General features: G+C 61.1%; 16 protein-coding genes and 1 pseudogene. 2 read left to right on the forward strand and 15 right to left on the reverse strand.

What is annotated here, in order from left to right:
* Positions 1-87 precede the first annotated feature (87 nt).
* Positions 88-1,051 (forward strand): annotated as a pseudogene (locus tag AB4O35_RS15205) (zinc-binding dehydrogenase).
* A gap of 142 nt (positions 1,052-1,193) precedes the next feature.
* Here the strand turns inward: AB4O35_RS15205 and AB4O35_RS15210 are convergent.
* The 6 genes from AB4O35_RS15210 to AB4O35_RS15235 form a co-directional block, all read right to left on the reverse strand.
* Entirely contained in the window at positions 1,194-1,847 is a 654-nt protein-coding gene (locus AB4O35_RS15210; RefSeq protein ID WP_065872614.1) for an HAD family hydrolase, read from the reverse strand.
* A gap of 29 nt (positions 1,848-1,876) precedes the next feature.
* Complete coding sequence (locus AB4O35_RS15215) at positions 1,877-2,866, reverse strand: ABC transporter ATP-binding protein (protein ID WP_065872613.1); 990 nt, start codon at positions 2,864-2,866, stop codon at positions 1,877-1,879.
* Positions 2,863-3,663, reverse strand: coding sequence for an ABC transporter permease (locus AB4O35_RS15220; protein ID WP_049709163.1), 801 nt, complete (start codon positions 3,661-3,663; stop codon positions 2,863-2,865). The genes AB4O35_RS15215 and AB4O35_RS15220 overlap by 4 nt, the downstream gene beginning before the upstream one ends.
* A complete protein-coding gene (locus AB4O35_RS15225; protein ID WP_065872611.1) occupies positions 3,650-4,486 on the reverse strand; it encodes an ABC transporter permease in 837 nt (278 codons plus the stop codon). The genes AB4O35_RS15220 and AB4O35_RS15225 overlap by 14 nt, the downstream gene beginning before the upstream one ends.
* Entirely contained in the window at positions 4,483-5,289 is an 807-nt protein-coding gene (locus tag AB4O35_RS15230) for an alkaline phosphatase family protein (protein ID WP_065872610.1), read from the reverse strand. Before AB4O35_RS15230 ends, AB4O35_RS15225 begins: the two co-directional genes overlap by 4 nt.
* A 179-nt stretch (positions 5,290-5,468) precedes the next feature.
* Complete coding sequence (locus AB4O35_RS15235) at positions 5,469-6,545, reverse strand: ABC transporter substrate-binding protein (RefSeq protein ID WP_065882516.1); 1,077 nt, start codon at positions 6,543-6,545, stop codon at positions 5,469-5,471.
* Positions 6,546-6,892: 347 nt separating this feature from the next.
* On the opposite strand from AB4O35_RS15235, the gene AB4O35_RS15240 reads away from it, so the two are divergent.
* Entirely contained in the window at positions 6,893-7,606 is a 714-nt protein-coding gene (locus AB4O35_RS15240) for a UTRA domain-containing protein (protein WP_065872609.1), read from the forward strand.
* Positions 7,607-7,760: 154 nt separating this feature from the next.
* Here AB4O35_RS15240 and AB4O35_RS15245 read toward each other — a convergent pair whose 3' ends face one another.
* From AB4O35_RS15245 to soxR, 9 genes are all read right to left on the reverse strand, one after another.
* On the reverse strand, positions 7,761-8,720 hold the full coding sequence (locus tag AB4O35_RS15245) for a metal ABC transporter substrate-binding protein (RefSeq protein ID WP_065872608.1): 960 nt from the start codon (positions 8,718-8,720) through the stop codon (positions 7,761-7,763).
* On the reverse strand, positions 8,720-9,619 hold the full coding sequence (locus AB4O35_RS15250) for a metal ABC transporter permease (protein ID WP_065872607.1): 900 nt from the start codon (positions 9,617-9,619) through the stop codon (positions 8,720-8,722). Before AB4O35_RS15250 ends, AB4O35_RS15245 begins: the two co-directional genes overlap by 1 nt.
* Positions 9,616-10,362, reverse strand: a complete 747-nt coding sequence (locus tag AB4O35_RS15255) for a metal ABC transporter ATP-binding protein (RefSeq protein ID WP_065882517.1) — start codon at positions 10,360-10,362, stop codon at positions 9,616-9,618. The genes AB4O35_RS15250 and AB4O35_RS15255 overlap by 4 nt, the downstream gene beginning before the upstream one ends.
* Entirely contained in the window at positions 10,359-11,291 is a 933-nt protein-coding gene (locus tag AB4O35_RS15260) for a metal ABC transporter substrate-binding protein (protein WP_065882518.1), read from the reverse strand. Before AB4O35_RS15260 ends, AB4O35_RS15255 begins: the two co-directional genes overlap by 4 nt.
* Positions 11,292-11,310: 19 nt before the next feature.
* A complete protein-coding gene (locus AB4O35_RS15265; RefSeq protein WP_049709154.1) occupies positions 11,311-11,871 on the reverse strand; it encodes a DUF6162 family protein in 561 nt (186 codons plus the stop codon).
* The gene (locus AB4O35_RS15270) at positions 11,868-12,197 is read right to left on the reverse strand and encodes a hypothetical protein (RefSeq protein WP_065872604.1); all 330 of its coding nucleotides are present in this window, start codon (positions 12,195-12,197) and stop codon (positions 11,868-11,870) included. The genes AB4O35_RS15265 and AB4O35_RS15270 overlap by 4 nt, the downstream gene beginning before the upstream one ends.
* Positions 12,194-12,730: a thiamine pyrophosphate-binding protein gene (locus tag AB4O35_RS15275; RefSeq protein ID WP_065872603.1), complete on the reverse strand. Its 537-nt coding sequence runs from the start codon at positions 12,728-12,730 to the stop codon at positions 12,194-12,196. The genes AB4O35_RS15270 and AB4O35_RS15275 overlap by 4 nt, the downstream gene beginning before the upstream one ends.
* Positions 12,727-13,929 carry a PepSY-associated TM helix domain-containing protein gene (locus AB4O35_RS15280; RefSeq protein ID WP_065882522.1) on the reverse strand — a complete coding sequence of 401 codons (1,203 nt, stop codon included), beginning with the start codon at positions 13,927-13,929 and terminating at the stop codon, positions 12,727-12,729. Before AB4O35_RS15280 ends, AB4O35_RS15275 begins: the two co-directional genes overlap by 4 nt.
* 196 nt (positions 13,930-14,125) lie before the next feature.
* A complete protein-coding gene (soxR, locus tag AB4O35_RS15285; RefSeq protein WP_065882524.1) occupies positions 14,126-14,575 on the reverse strand; it encodes a redox-sensitive transcriptional activator SoxR in 450 nt (149 codons plus the stop codon).
* Positions 14,576-14,594 lie beyond the last annotated feature (19 nt).

A 14,594-nucleotide genomic window follows, 5' to 3' on the forward strand; every position in this document is an offset into this window, starting at 1 on the left:
GAGCCGGTTCCATATGGTCCGGTCGCATAATGCAAAAAGCCCGGCGATACAGCTACGGGCTCAGTCCAGACTCACTATGGAGGCACTGTGAAAGCATTGCAAGGCGTTGACGGTCATGTGGAGTGGTTGGAAGAACCCAGTCCTACCTGCGATGTAGGGCAAGTTCGCATTCGTGTGGCGGCAGCGGGCCTCAATCGCGCCGATTTATTACAGCGTGCGGGGCTTTATCCACCCCCGCCGGGCGCCAGCCACGTGCTGGGCCTGGAGTGTTCCGGGGTGATCAGCGAAGTGGGGGCGGGTTCATCCTGGCAAGTCGGCGACCGCGTCTGCGCGTTGCTCGCCGGTGGCGGCATGGCCGAAGAAGTGGTGGTGGATGCACGCCACGTATTGCCGGTACCGGAAGGCCTGTCGCTGATCGAAGCGGCCGCGTTGCCTGAGGTGTACAGCACGGCGTGGCTCAATCTGTTCCAACTGGCGAGCCTCAAACCCGGTGAAAAAGTGCTGTTGCACGCAGGCGCCAGCGGCGTGGGTTCCGCGGCGATCCAGTTGTGCAAGGCATTTGGCAGCCCGTGCTGGGTCAGTGTCGGCTCGGCGGAGCGCCTGGCCTATTGTGAGGAACTCGGCGCCCAGGGCGGCGTGGTGCGGACCGACGGGATCGAAGGGCTACGGGATTTCGGGCCGTTCGATGTGATTCTCGACCCGGTGGGCGGCAACTATGCGGCGCTGGACCTCAAGCTGCTGGCCCTGGATGGGCGCTGGGTGTTGATCGGTTTGATGGGCGGGCGCGACGCGCAGTTGGACTTGGCGCAGGTGCTCGGCAAGCGTATTCAACTGTTGGGCTCGACCCTGCGAAGCCGCAGTGATCAGTTCAAGGCGGACCTGCTCAGTGATTTGAGCCAGCATGTTTGGCCGTTGTTTGTTGAAGGGCGGCTGAGCCCGCAACTGGCCAAGACCTTCCCGATCGGGGATGCCGAGGCGGCGTTTGCCGAGTTGGCGACCAATCAGATTTCCGGGGAAGTTGGTGGTGGTGATTGACGAGAGCCTGGCCTGATTTCAATCTCGAATTGGAATCAAATTCAAACTGTGGGAGCGGGCTTGCTCGCGAATGCGGTGTGTCAGATGAAACATTCTTTACAGAGACACCGCATTCGCGAGCAAGCCCGCTCCCACATTTGATCGCATTGAAGTCGGTTTCAGACCCAGTGATGGATCGGCCAGCCAGCCCTTTCGGCATGCTCGCGCAACACCGGATCCGGATTCACCACCTGCGGATGATCCACCTTCAGCAGCAACGGCAAATCATTGCGCGAGTCCGAATAGAAGTACGCGCCTTCCAGCGATTCGCCTTCCTGCTCAAGCCACTCCATCAACCGCGTGATCTTGCCTTCGCGATACGTCAGCACACCCATCGTCCGCCCGCTGTACACGCCATGGCTGACTTCAAGGTTGATGCCCAGCACTTGATCAATGCCGATCCGCGCCGCAATCGGCGTGACCAGATGCGTGCCCGATGCGGAGATCACCAGAATCCGGTCGCCGTTCGCACGGTGGCGGGCGATGGTCTTGGTGGCGTCGCTGTAGATCAACGGTTCGATCACGTCCTCGACCCATGGCTCGACCAGATGCTCGATTTCCTCCGGCGTGCGGCCGATCATCGGCTCCAGGCTGAAGTCCATGAAGTCTTCCATCAACAACTTGCCCTGGCTGTAGGCGTCCATCAGTTCATTGTTCTTGCGCATGAACGACTCAGGGTCGACCCAGCCCAGGCGGCCCATCTGTTCGCTCCACAGGGTGGCGCAGTCGCCATGGATCAACGTGTCGTCCAGATCAAAAATTACCAATGCCATCGGTCATGCTCTCTCAATAAAACGTTGCATCAGGCTACTTCACACAGGGCGCTTGGGTCGATGGTAAGTGCCAGGCGTTGCCCGTCAGGGTGCAGATCGTCGGCCGAGCGGTTGAGCACGTCCACCACCAATTCCACACCTCGTGCTTCGATGCGGTAGCGAATCACGTTGCCCAACAGGCTATGGCTGCGCACCAGGGCATCCAGCTCGCCGGTGCGGCTGAGTTCGATGGCCTCCGGGCGAATCGCGATGCGGCTATTGAAAGGGCGTTGCAGCAGTTGCGCAGCCTTGTCGGCGTCCAGCAGGTTGTAGTTGCCGATGAAACCTGCGGCGAACACGTCGACGGGGGCTGTGTAGAGGGTTTCGGCATCGCCGCTCTGCACGATCTTGCCCTGGTTCATCAGGAAGATGCGGTCGGACATGGTCAGGGCTTCTTCCTGGTCATGGGTCACGAAGATGGTGGTCAACCCCAGCTCGCGCTGGATCTGGCGGATCTGTTCGCGCAGGTGCTTGCGAATCCGTGCGTCCAGCGCCGACAGCGGCTCATCCAGCAGCAGCAGGCGCGGGCGGGTAACCAGGGAACGCGCGAGCGCCACGCGCTGGCACTGGCCGCCGGACATCTGGTGCGGATAGCGGCCGGCGAGGTCCTTGAGTTCCACCAGTTGCAGCACTTCCTGCACGCGCTTGTGGCTGTCGTCGGCGTTGACCTTTTGCATGCGCAGGCCGAAGGCGACGTTTTGTTCCACGGTCATGTTGGGGAACAACGCATAGCTCTGGAACACCATGCCGATGTTTCGTTTCTGCGGGCTCAGCGGGACGATGTCCTGCCCATCCAGCAGAATTTTCCCACTGTCCACCGAGGTCAGCCCGGCGATGCAGCGCAGTAGGGTGGACTTGCCGCAACCTGACGGGCCGAGCAGGGTGACGAACTCACCCTTGGCGATCTCGCAGTTGATATCACTGAACACCGGGGTGCCGGCGTAGCTTTTTTGCAGGTGTTGGACGCTGACGAAGCTCATTGGCTTTTGTCCTTGTTCAAGATGTTGGCGGCCCAGGTCAGCACCAGCACAAAGAAGAAATAGGAAATCACAACGGCACTGGTGAAGTGGCCGCTGCTGTTGCGCATATTGTTCAGGTACACCTGCAGGGTTTCGTAGCGGGTGCCCACCAGGATGTTGGCAAACACGAACTCACCGAACAGGAACGAAAACGACAGCAACAGCGCGACCATCAGGCCTTTGCGCAAATTCGGCAGCACCACAAAGATCGCGGCCTGCCAGGTGCTGGCGCCGAGTAATTGTGAAGCGTCCATCAGGTCGCGCAGGTTGATGGCTTGCAAGTTGTTGGTGATCGCCCGGTACATGAACGGCAGGGCTACGGTGAAGTAGCAGCCGATCAGGATCCACGGCGTACCGACCATGGCCAGCGGCCCGGAGCCATAAAGTTGCAGCAAGCCCACCGACGACACCACCGGCGGCACCGCAAAGGGCAGCAGGATGAGGATGTTCATCAGCGCATCCAGCTTGGGGAAGTGGTAATGCACCACGAACAGCAGCGGCAGAATCAACACCACCGACAGGATCAGCGCCCCCACGCACACCAGCAGCGATTGCCCGAAGGCCATCAAGAAGCGCGGGTCGCTCCACAGCTGCACGTACCATTTCACGGTAAAACCGGCGGGCAGAATGGTTGCCGACCAACTGCTGGCAATGGAGTAGACAAAGGTGCCCACCAGCGGCAACACCAGGATCGCAAATAACAACCACACCACTACCCGATGGTAGAGGGAGGCCGGGCCGGCTTCAGCGCGAGACATGGTAGCTCCTCTTGAGCAGCAGTTGATGGACCACGGTGACCACGGTCATCAGCGCCACCAGCACCACGGCCAGGGCGCTGGCCATGTTCGGGTCGAGGGACACATCGCCGGACACCAGGCCCGCGATGCGGATCGGCAGCACGTTGAAGTTGCCGGTAGTCAATGCGTAAACCGTGGCGTAGGCGCCCAAGGCATTCGCCAGCAGAATCACGAACGTACCGAGCAGGGCAGGGGTGAGCACCGGCAGGCCGATATGCCGCCAGAACTGCCAGCCATTCGCGCCGAGCAAGGCGGCCGACTCACGCCAGTCTTCGCGCAGCGCGTCGAAGGCCGGGTACAGCAGCAACACGCCGAGCGGAATCTGGAAGTAGGTATAGAGGATGATCAACCCGGTTTTGGAATACAGGTTGAAGTCCTGAATGATCCCCGCCTGCTTGAGCATGATGGTGATGCTGCCGTTGAAGCCCAGCAGGATGATGAACGCGAACGCCAGTGGCACGCCGGCGAAGTTGCTGGTCATGTTGGCGAAGGCGGTGACGAAATTGCGCAGCGGCGAATCCACCCGGCGCAACGAGTAGCTGCCCAGCGTGGCGATGATGATGCCGAAGATGCTGGAGTAGACGCTGATCTCCAGGCTGAACTGAATGGCTTGCAGGTAGAACTTCGAGCTGAAGATGCGTACGAAGTTTTCCAGGCCCCAGCCGGCTTCTTCAGTCTGCAGGCTGTTGATCAGTACCCAGACGAGCGGGGCAATCTCGAACACGATAAAGAACAGTGCGAAAGGCACCAGGCACAGCAGTGCCAGCCATTTGCCACGGGTCATTTCAACAGCTCCCGGCATACAGGTTTGTCGTGGGGCACGCCGAGCAGTTCGCAGACGGTGCCGCAGAGGTCGGTTTGTTTCGGCGTGGCAGTGGTGTCCAGGCTGAACGCATCGCCGAGCACAAACAGTGGTACTTCGCGTTCTTCGGGCAACAGGCCGTTATGGGAGCGGTCGTTGTTCATGCCGTGGTCGGCGGTCACCAGGACCTGGTAGCCAGCGTCGAGCCAGGCTTGCAGGTAATCAGCCAGGATGATGTCGGCCGAGCGTGCGCTGTTGCGGTATTGCGCGGTGTCGAGGCCGTGCTTGTGGCCGGCGTCGTCGATGTTCATCGGATGAACCACCAAAAAATTCGGCGTGTGTTTGAGGCGCAGGCTTTCGGCGTCGGCGAACAAGTGGGAATCCGGGTAATGGTCATTCCAGTAGAAATGCCCGTGTTGTATCGCCAGCGCCTTGTCGTCGGTATGACGGTCGCGGGCGGCGATAAAGGGCGTGCGGTTATACAACTCGCTGACCCAGTGGTAGGCCGCCGCCGCAGTGGTAAGGCCGGCGTCGGTGGCGTAATGAAAAATGCTGCGCTGGTTGGACAGGCGCGAGACGTTGTTGTGGACGATACCGCTCTGGATCGGAGGCACGCCGGTGAGGATGCATTCATACAGCGGGCGGGACAGGGCGGGCAGTTCACATTCCAGCTTGTAGAGGGCTGCGCGTCCTGCGCCGACATAGGCCTGCAAGTGCCCCATGGCGTGCCGGGCAACCTCGAAGTTCAGGCCGTCGAGCACCACAAGGATGACATTGTGCTTCATGGGGGCTGGCGCTCCGCAACAGTAGGCTTGACTCAATTTCTCTGACACAACCGGGTCAAATTGTGGGAGCTGGCTTGCCTGCGATGGCGGTGCATCAGTCGACACAGAGGTTGAATGTCAGACCGCTATCGCAGGCAAGCCAGCTCCCACACTGACTGCATTTCAGGCCGGGAGCCTGATTACTTCATCTCTACGATGACCTGCTCGTTCCACAACTGAGGCAGCTTCTTGGAAGTCGCCTCCCAGGCATCGGCATCCTTGATCGGCTGCGGGTTGGCCTTGGTGTACTGCTCGCCCGGGATCAGGTTCTTGGCGATATCGGCCGGCAGTTTCAGGTCGGTTTCAGCGCGGATCGGACGTGCGTTGCCTTTCGCCAGGTTGAGTTGGCCGGCATCGCTGAAGATGTATTCGCGAGTCAGCTTGGCGGCGTTCGGGTGCTTGGCGTATTTGTTGATGATGGTGGTGTAGCCGGATTTAACCGAACCGTCCGATGGGATCAGCACTACATAGTCATCCGGGTTGGCCATCTTGGCCTTATAGCTCAGGCCGTTGAAGTCCCAGACGATACCCACTTCGACTTCGCCTTTTTCCATGGTGGCAATGGTCGGGTTAGAGAGGCCGAGACGACCTTGCTGGGCAATCTTGGTGAAGAATTGCAGGCCTGGCGCGATGTTCTTCTCGTCGCCTTTGTTGGCAATGGCGGCGGCGAGTACGGCGTTGGAGGCTTGGGCCGCGGTGCTCACGTCACCGACGGAGACCTTGTATTTGCCGGTCTGCAGGTCAGCCCAGCTGGTAGGCACCTCGGAACCGTGCAGCAGCTTTTTGTTGACGATAAACGCGATGGTGCCGGTGTAGGCCAATGCCCAGTGACCGTCTTTATCTTTCGCCCAATCCGGAATCTGGGCCCAGGTCGACGGTTTGTACGGCTGGGTGACTTCCTGCTTCACCGCAATCGGGCCGAAGGCTGCGCCCACGTCGCCGATATCGGCACTGGCGTTGTCTTTTTCGGCTTTGAACTTGGCGATTTCCTGGGCCGAGCTCATGTCGGTGTCGATGTGCTTGAGGCCGTAGGTCTTGGCCAGGTCTTCCCAGGTGCCTTTCCAGTTGGCCCAGTCATCGGGCATGCCGACGCTGTTGACGGCGCCTTCCGCTTTCGCGGCGGCTTCCAGAGTTTTTAGATCGGTATCAGCGGCCATGGCGACGGTGCACATGGCAATGGTCGAGCCTAACAGTGATGCCAGGAAAAGCTGTTTCATCCGAAGCTCCTTTGGGCGTTTTCAACGCGGCGGTTTTTTCTACGGTGTTGTTGGTCTAGGTCAGAGCAATACCTGAGCCAATCTAGACGCGATGGATGACAGTTTCATGTCGATGTCGTTTTCAAAGCGCCGATGTCGCAGCGCGCAGGCTTAGCGTAGACCATGCCCAAGTGCCCGCTGCGGTTGGACTTGGCCGATGTATTGCAGGGTGTGCTGTGCGGGATCGACGCGGACTGTCATCTGTCGGTCATCTGTAATGCCTAGGCTGGCACGCAGCAGCGCAAGCCCAATTACGGAGCGGTTTGTGCACCTGATCGGTGCTGGTCTAGTCCAGATAGGTAACGTTGATGCGTGATGAGGCAATCAAGGCGGTGACATCCATCGGCCTGGCGCTGCAAGAGCAGATCGACCACGGCCTGCTGCCGCCTGCAAGCAAACTGCCCGCCGAACGCAAGCTCAGCGAGTTGTTTGGTACCACTCGGATTACCGTGCGGGAAGCCTTGTTACAACTGGAGGCCCAAGGGCAGATCTATCGCGAGGAACGTCGCGGCTGGTTTGTCTCGCCGCCACGGCTGGCCTACAACCTGATGCAGCGCAGCCACTTTCACGCCATGGTCGGTGACCAGGGGCGGGTGGCTTCCACTGAAGTGATCTCTGCACGGCTGCAACCGGCGTCGGCGGCGGTGTGTGCGTGGTTGCAGTTGCCGGCGTTGTCCCGCGTGATCCAGATCTGCCGGGGCCGGCGGATTGATGGGCGTTTGGTGTTGTATGTGGAGCACTACCTGAACCCGCAGTATTTTCCGGGCATTCTGGACTGCGACCTGAACCAGTCGATGACCGAGCTGTATGCGCGCAAGTACGACTTGCACTATGGGCGGGTGCGTTTCGAGATTGTGCCGACGTCATTGCCGGTAGAGGCTGCCGCTGCGTTGCGTGTGTCGGTGGGCAGCCCGGGCTTGCGGATAGCCCGGGTCAATTATGACCAGCACCAGAGGCTGATCGATTGCGACCTGGAGTTCTGGCGGCATGATGCCATCCATGTCGGCGTGGATGTGGTGTGACATTCAGGCGGGGACTGATTCAACTGACGCACAGCGATCTAAGTGTGGGAGCTGCGATAGCATCAACTTGACCTGTCTGGTGTACCGAGGCGCCTGCATCGCAGGCAAGCCAGCTCCCACATTTGAACCAAGCTCGACATGATGGATCGCTCACCTATGGCGTGAGTGCCTTGATCACCTGATCCACATTGGTCTCCAACTCCGTCACCGGCTCCGCACCGTCGACATTCAGTACCAACAATTTCGCTTCCCCCGCCGTCACAGCGGCCTTCACCGCTTCACTCGGCTGACGATGATGCAGCACCACCGCCACATCGTTGTCCTTCAACTCTGCGCTAAGTTTCTGCAAAGCCTCAGGCGTCCAATCCGCGTCAGGCCGTGCATCGGTGCTGAGCACTTCCAGGTTCAAACTGCTGACCAGATACGCGAAGTGGTCGCTCAGGCTGACCACGCTGAGATTATCCGCCTTGGCCAGCCGCGCTTCGCTGGCGGCGCTCAGTTTGAGCAGGCGCTGCTTGAGGGCGGCAAGGTTGGCGTCGATCTTCGGCTTGGCGTCGGGGCTCAGGCGGCTCAGGTCCGCGGCCAATACATCGGCCATGCGTCCCATATTGTTACTCGACTGCCATGGCTGGCTGTTCAAGCCATCGGTGACGCCCGGCTGCACGGCGATGCCCGGCAAGCCGCCGTCCACCGGGCGTGCGGCGTCGACTTCGACGATGCGGATATTGCTGCGTCGCGCCACCGGGTACAGCGGGTCGTCGGCCCACAGCGAGCGCAGGCCAATAGTGGCGTCGGCGTCCAGCGCCAACGCGCTCAATGCCGGCGCGCCACGACCGGTGAAGTAGGACACCTGCCGCGAACCGGGCAGGTTGGCCGGGGCGGCGCGCTCCAACTGCACATCGGTGCCTTTGAGCAGCACCTCGGCCAGGCCGTAGGTGATCGGCAGCGAGGCCAGGACCTTCACCGGTTTTACGGACTTGGCCTTGCTCAGTGCGGCGTGACCCAGGCCGGGATGGATTTTGAGGGTCTTGGGTTCTGCACCATCGACAGCCAGTGCCGAAGTGCTGATCAAACAAGCGATGGCCAGGGCCAATGGACGAAAGACAGGGCGCATTATCCAAGATTCCCTTTGAGGCTGGGCACTGTACCGCGCGCGATGGCGGCCAGGGCGAAGGCGATACCGGCAACCAGAATGATCGCGGCGCCGGATGGGATCGGCAGGTCGAAGATGATCGGCAGCAGGATCCCGCACAGTGTGCTGACGGTGGCAATCACCACCGAGACCCAGAAGAACCCCTTGAGCGACCGGCTCAGCAGGCGCGCCGCTGCGGCCGGAATCACCAACAGCGCGCCTACCAGGATCGCGCCGATGACCTTGACCGCCGCGACGGTGATCAGTGTCACCAGAATCACAAATAAGTAATCCAGGGTCTTCACCGCCACCCCGCGCACTGCCGCCAGTTGCGGGTTAAAGCTGGCCAGCATGATGCGGTTGTACAGCGGCAAGGCCAGGGCCATCACCAACGAGCCGACAATCGCCAGCACCAGCAGGTCATTGCCATTGACCGTCAGCACCGAGCCAAACAGCACGTTCTCCAGAATATGCACGTTGATCTTGCCGGCGAGGATCAGCAACAGGCTCGCGCCCAATGCCAGTGACACCGACAGGAACACACCGATCAAGGTATCCGGCGCCAGGCCGGTGCGGTTGCGCAGGTAGTTGAGCAGGATGCCGAACAGCAGGCAGTAGCCGAACAGGCTGCCATAGGGCCCGGTGTAGGGTTCGCCCAGCAGAATACCCACGGCCACGCCGGTCAGCGCGGCATGGCCGACCGCTTCGGAGAAAAACGCGAAGCGCTTGACCACCACCAGCGTGCCCAAACCACCCAGCACCGGGCCGATCAGCAGACCGGCGAGCAGCGCGTTGACCACAAACCCATAGGCCAGCGCCTCCGGCAGATAACCGGAAGAGGCCCAGCCCTGGACCATCAAGCGAAAGGCTTCATAACTCATTGCGCCGGGCTCCGAGGGTGGGTGGAGAACAGGGTCAGCAGGCGATCCGGGGTCAGCGCCTCTTTCGGCGTGGCGTCGAACAGCACGCGGCGGTTCAGGCCGGTGACGCGGTCGGCCAGGCGGCCCACGGCTTCCAGGTCATGCTCGATCCACAGCACGGTGATCCCTGCCAGGCGCCAGTCACTCAGCAGGCGTTCGAACACTTGGATTCCGGCTTCGTCGAGCGCCGACATCGGTTCATCCAGCACCAGCAGTTGCGGCGCCGGGATCAATCCCTGTGCCAACAACACGCGCTGGCGTTCACCGCCGGACAGGGCGCCCATGCGCCGCTTGCGTTTGTCCTGCATGCCAACGCGCTCGAGCGCATCACCTATCGCGCCGGCGTAATGTTTGGACAGGCCAAGAAACGCAGGGCGCCGCTGGCACATGGCGGCCATGAAATCATCAACGGTCATCGGCAATCCGCGGTCGAACTCCAGGGCCTGGGGCACATATCCGATGGTGCCGGGAGTGGTCGGCCAGTGCAGGCTCAACCGCCCCTGATGCGGCGTTTGCCCCAGCAAGGTCTTGATCAGCGAGCTTTTGCCACCGCCGTTGGGGCCGACCAGCGCGTGGATGCTGCCCGGTTGTACCTGGAAGCTCACGTCATCAAGGATCACGGTACGACCCAGGGTCAGCGACACCTTGTCGAACGCCAGCGTCGGGCCGACGCTAAGCGCATTCAGTTGCTGCGCCGCGGTCATGACCCGGACTCCTGAATTGCGCGGACCACGGTGTTGAGGTTGCCGGTCATTTCCACTTCGTACTTTTCAGCGCTGTATTCGCCGTAGGAAATGTGCGACAGCGGGTACAGCTTGACCCCGGACTCACGCTGGATGGTGTCGACGTAGGTGGACGGGAAGTCCATCTCCGAGAAGATTACCTTCACGTCCAGTGCGCGTAGTTCATCAATGGTTTTCTTCAACTGGCTGGGGCTTGGCTCAATGCCGTGGGCCGGTTCGACCACGGCGGTGACTTCCAGGCCGAATTCGCGCAGCAGGTAGTCGTAGGCCGCGTGCACGGTGGCCACGCGCAGGTCCGGGTTGGGCGCGCTGGTCAACTTGGCCAGGGCATCGGCGCGCATCTGGCGCAGGCGCTTGCCGTAGGCGCGGGCGTTCTGGGTGTAGGTCTTGGCGTTGTCCGGGTCGAGCTTGCCCAGTTCGCGGGCAATGTTGTTGACCTGGGCAATCGATGCGCTGATCGACAGGAAGGTGTGCGGGTTGACCACCTTGCCCGCACCGCGCGCGGCATTGCCGGTGGCGGCCAGCAGCGGCACATTGGCGTTGGCTTCGATCACCGGAATGTCCGGGCGCTCGCTGGTGGCGATCATGCGATCGGCGAAATCATCATGGCCGACGCCGTTGAGCACGATCACGTCCAGGGTGCCGATGCGCTTGATGTCCTCGGCGCGGGGCTCGTAGGCATGCGGGTTGAAGCCGGCCGGAATCAGCGGCACCACCTCGGCCTTGTCGCCGACGATATTGGCCACGTAGCTGTAATAAGGGTGAAGCGTGATGCCGATACGCAGGCGTTTAGCCGGCTCTGGGTTTGAGAGTGCATTGGCCAGGGGAGCGAGCATCAGGCTGAACAGACCAACCAGCAACAGACGCAACAGGGGAGATGAAATAGACATGGGCAATCGGTCTTCTCGTTCAGTGACGGTGCTGGCGGGTGACGCCGGCATCGAATTGCGCGACCACCTGCTGCCAGCCGGCTGCGATCAGCGCCTGGTCAGTGAGGTCGGAAGGGGCGGCGAGGTTGGCTTGGCGATTGAGCCAGATATCCGGTTCGGCACCGTGCACGCGCATGAGCAGCGAGCCGCTGGTGCCGGGCACTTGGCTCAAGCCCAGGTAGGCCGAGGGTTCCAGCAACTGCCAGCGATGATCGCCACGGCTGACCGAGCTGGCGTCCTGGGCAAACGGCGCGAAGCCCTCTTCGGCCAGTTGCGCCGGGGTGGGCAGTGCACTTTGCTCCTGCTGCAACAGCTGGATCTCATCCAGGGTCACCCGCAGGTCGGCGTAGATGCCTTGCTCGGCGGCGCTCAGGTCGCGACGGGCGTCCAACTGGTGGCTGGGCACGGCCGCGACTTCCTGGGTTTCACCGTGCAAGGCCACCACCGTGCCGGCCACCGCAAGGATGATCAGGCACAACAGCAGCACGTAGAGGGTTTCGTGACCGGCCCCGGCGGGGCGTACAACCTGTGTGGTACTCATTGCGGCTGGATATCCGCTTGGTCGATTTCCACCACGTGGCCCGGGCCTGCATCAAACAGCACATAGAACTCGGCGGACGGCTTCTTGAAGGTCAGGGTCGAGTCTTCGCCAAGCTTGCCGGGCACCAGGATGGTTTCGTCATAGCCGATCACGTCCAGGGTCACGCCGGGCGCGCCGCTACCGTCAGAGAAACCGCCTTTGCATTGGATCTGCTCGCCGGGAATTTCCTTGCACTCGCACATCGGGTTGTGGGCCAGGGCGACGGTACTGAAACCGGCGCAAGCCAACAGGACGGCACAGGCGCGGGTCAGGCGCATCAAAGTCATGGTTTAACTCCTTGCTTGTTCAGCCAGGCAATGGTGGCAGGCGAGGCCTGGCTCAACGGGATGGAACCTTGGTGCATAGCGCCGTCCCAGCCTTCCATGGTGACCCACAGTTCGGCGTCGGCTGGTGTGCGTTCCGGGATCGGCAGGGCAGCGCCCATGCGGTACGGCGTACCGAAGAAGATCACCCCAGCGGCCCGCAGGCTGCGTGGCTTACCGATACGCAGGTAGGTGGCCTTGACCTGGTCGGCGCAGGTGGCGCACAGGGCAGCGTTGAAAAACTTCATCGGGCCGGCCGGGTCTGGGCGCGGTCCTTCATTACGGAATTCGGCGAGGGTCAGGCTCCAGGGCCCGACCTGCACTTCACCGGCCACACGCTCGCCGATGCCAGTGTCGCCGCGAAACAGCGCTGCATCGGCGAAGTACTTGGGCATGAAGCCCAGCGGCACAAGCAACAACAGCACATTGATGTGGAAGCGCCATTTCAGCCAGAAGGCCCGCAGCGGCGAAGGCTTTGCGGTAGCGACCTTGCTCATGATCGAGCCTCCGAGGTTTCAGCCTGCCTGGCCGGAATGGAAACAGGCTTGCGCTGGGTCTTGGCTTCGCGCTTGAGCGCATTGAGGGTGGCCAAAGCGGTGCGCTTGGTCCAGATCAGCAGGCCGCTCAACACCATCATGCTCATGACCAGGCCGAAGAATGCCCAGATCAGTTTGATCCACAGCCCGCCAAAGTCGCCGGTGTGCAGCGGGCGCATGGATTCGGTCACGAACTCCAGCTTTGAACGGTCGGACAGCAAGTGCGCCGCAGCGACTTCGCCGTCATACGGGTTGATTTGCGCGGTCTGGAACATCAGTGGGTACCAGCCTCGCCCGCCAATCTGCAGGTGGCTGTAGGCATTGAGCGGCAGGCTGATGAAACTCGGCTCCAGGCCAGGAATACGCTGGGTGGCGATCTTGATCGCCTCGTCTACCGGGATCATCGGCGCTGGCACGCCGGGTGCCGACATCGGCACTTTCTCCCGGGCAATCACTGGGATGACGGGTTCGGTGGAAATCGAAATCTGGTTGTCGCCCAGGATCGCCCGGATCAAGAACCAGATGCCGGTGATAGAAATCACTGCGATAAACCAGATTGACCAGATACCGCTCAAGCGGTGGAAATCACCCCAGAAGATCCGCGCGCCATGGCGCACACGCAGGGTCGGGCGCAGGAAACCCTTCCAGAACTTCTTGTACACCACCAGTCCGGTGACCAGCGACGCCAGCAGCGGGATGCCGAGCGCCGACACCAAATACCAGCCCCAGCTGTAGCCATTGGTAAACGGCACCAGCCACCAGCCGTGCAGGGCGCGTGTGAATTGCTGGAAGTTGAAGGACGGGCTGATGCCCTGGATCGCTCCGGTGTACGGGTTGACGTAAACCTCCACGGAGCGCCCGTCGGGGTAGCTGAGGTCGACGCTGAGGGCGAAATGCGATTCATCAGGGCGGCTGATCGACTGGACGAATACCTGAGGTTCATCGCGTTTGATCGCGGCGATCACCTGGTCGTAACTCAGTGGCTCGGCATCGTCGGACGGCTTGCTCGCACGGATATCCGGGTTGGCCAGCCAGACGATCTCCTGGCTGACCACCGCCAGGGTGCCGGTGACGCAGACGATCAGTACAAAGAACCAGATGGGCAATGCCAGCCAGCTATGCACGAGAAACCAGAGTTTGGAGCGTGACTTCTTCGACATGTGAATGAGGGTCTTGATCGGAGGGGGGCAGTGAAGGCCCAGAAAAGGCCAGTCGTAGCTTTTGCTGACGCGACAGGCTGTATCTAAGTTAAGACGGATGAGAATGAGAAATCCCTAACCCAGATATGAAAGAAAATGTTTCAGGTTCACATTCAGCGCGTTCGAACACCTGCACCCACAGTGATTGGGGGGCAGGTCAGGTTTCGGGTGTTGGCTCAAGTAATTGAGCTCCAGGCCCACGCTCACCCAACTGATCATCCTGATTACGCAACGGACACGCTTCCATCGACAGGCACCCACAGCCAATACAACCACTGAGCTTGTCCCGCAGCAGCATCAGCTTATTGATGCGCTCGTCCAGGTCCTCCCGCCACAGCGCCGACAACCGCTCCCAATCCTGAGCGTTGGGCGTGCGTCCATCCGGCAACGTTTGCAACGCGTCACCAATGGTTGCCAGCGGAATCCCCAGGCGCTGGGCGATCTTGATCACCACCACGCGGCGTAATACATCCCGTGGATAACGGCGTTGGTTGCCCGCGTTGCGATTGCTCTTGATCAGCCCCTTGGCCTCGTAGAAGTGCAGGGCCGTGACGGCCACACCGCTGCGTGCTGCCAATTGGCCGACAGTGAGTTCTTTTGTAATCATGCAAAAACCCCCAAACAGC

The sequence above is a fragment of the Pseudomonas sp. H1_A03 genome (assembly GCF_054685145.1).

Bases quoted from the DNA above. Each gene is read 5' to 3' on its own strand.
- AB4O35_RS15215 (WP_065872613.1), bottom strand. From the start codon at position 2,866: ATGAGCTTCGTCAGCGTCCAACACCTGCAAAAAAGCTACGCCGGCACC.
- AB4O35_RS15265 (WP_049709154.1), bottom strand. From the start codon at position 11,871: ATGAGTACCACACAGGTTGTACGCCCCGCCGGGGCCGGTCACGAAACC.
- AB4O35_RS15280 (WP_065882522.1), bottom strand. From the start codon at position 13,929: ATGTCGAAGAAGTCACGCTCCAAACTCTGGTTTCTCGTGCATAGCTGG.
- AB4O35_RS15245 (WP_065872608.1), bottom strand. From the start codon at position 8,720: ATGCGCCCTGTCTTTCGTCCATTGGCCCTGGCCATCGCTTGTTTGATC.
- AB4O35_RS15250 (WP_065872607.1), bottom strand. From the start codon at position 9,619: ATGAGTTATGAAGCCTTTCGCTTGATGGTCCAGGGCTGGGCCTCTTCC.
- AB4O35_RS15210 (WP_065872614.1), bottom strand. From the start codon at position 1,847: ATGGCATTGGTAATTTTTGATCTGGACGACACGTTGATCCATGGCGAC.
- AB4O35_RS15235 (WP_065882516.1), bottom strand. From the start codon at position 6,545: ATGAAACAGCTTTTCCTGGCATCACTGTTAGGCTCGACCATTGCCATG.
- AB4O35_RS15220 (WP_049709163.1), bottom strand. From the start codon at position 3,663: ATGTCTCGCGCTGAAGCCGGCCCGGCCTCCCTCTACCATCGGGTAGTG.
- AB4O35_RS15225 (WP_065872611.1), bottom strand. From the start codon at position 4,486: ATGACCCGTGGCAAATGGCTGGCACTGCTGTGCCTGGTGCCTTTCGCA.
- AB4O35_RS15240 (WP_065872609.1), top strand. From the start codon at position 6,893: ATGCGTGATGAGGCAATCAAGGCGGTGACATCCATCGGCCTGGCGCTG.
- soxR (WP_065882524.1), bottom strand. From the start codon at position 14,575: ATGATTACAAAAGAACTCACTGTCGGCCAATTGGCAGCACGCAGCGGT.
- AB4O35_RS15260 (WP_065882518.1), bottom strand. From the start codon at position 11,291: ATGTCTATTTCATCTCCCCTGTTGCGTCTGTTGCTGGTTGGTCTGTTC.
- AB4O35_RS15230 (WP_065872610.1), bottom strand. From the start codon at position 5,289: ATGAAGCACAATGTCATCCTTGTGGTGCTCGACGGCCTGAACTTCGAG.
- AB4O35_RS15275 (WP_065872603.1), bottom strand. From the start codon at position 12,730: ATGAGCAAGGTCGCTACCGCAAAGCCTTCGCCGCTGCGGGCCTTCTGG.
- AB4O35_RS15255 (WP_065882517.1), bottom strand. From the start codon at position 10,362: ATGACCGCGGCGCAGCAACTGAATGCGCTTAGCGTCGGCCCGACGCTG.
- AB4O35_RS15270 (WP_065872604.1), bottom strand. From the start codon at position 12,197: ATGACTTTGATGCGCCTGACCCGCGCCTGTGCCGTCCTGTTGGCTTGC.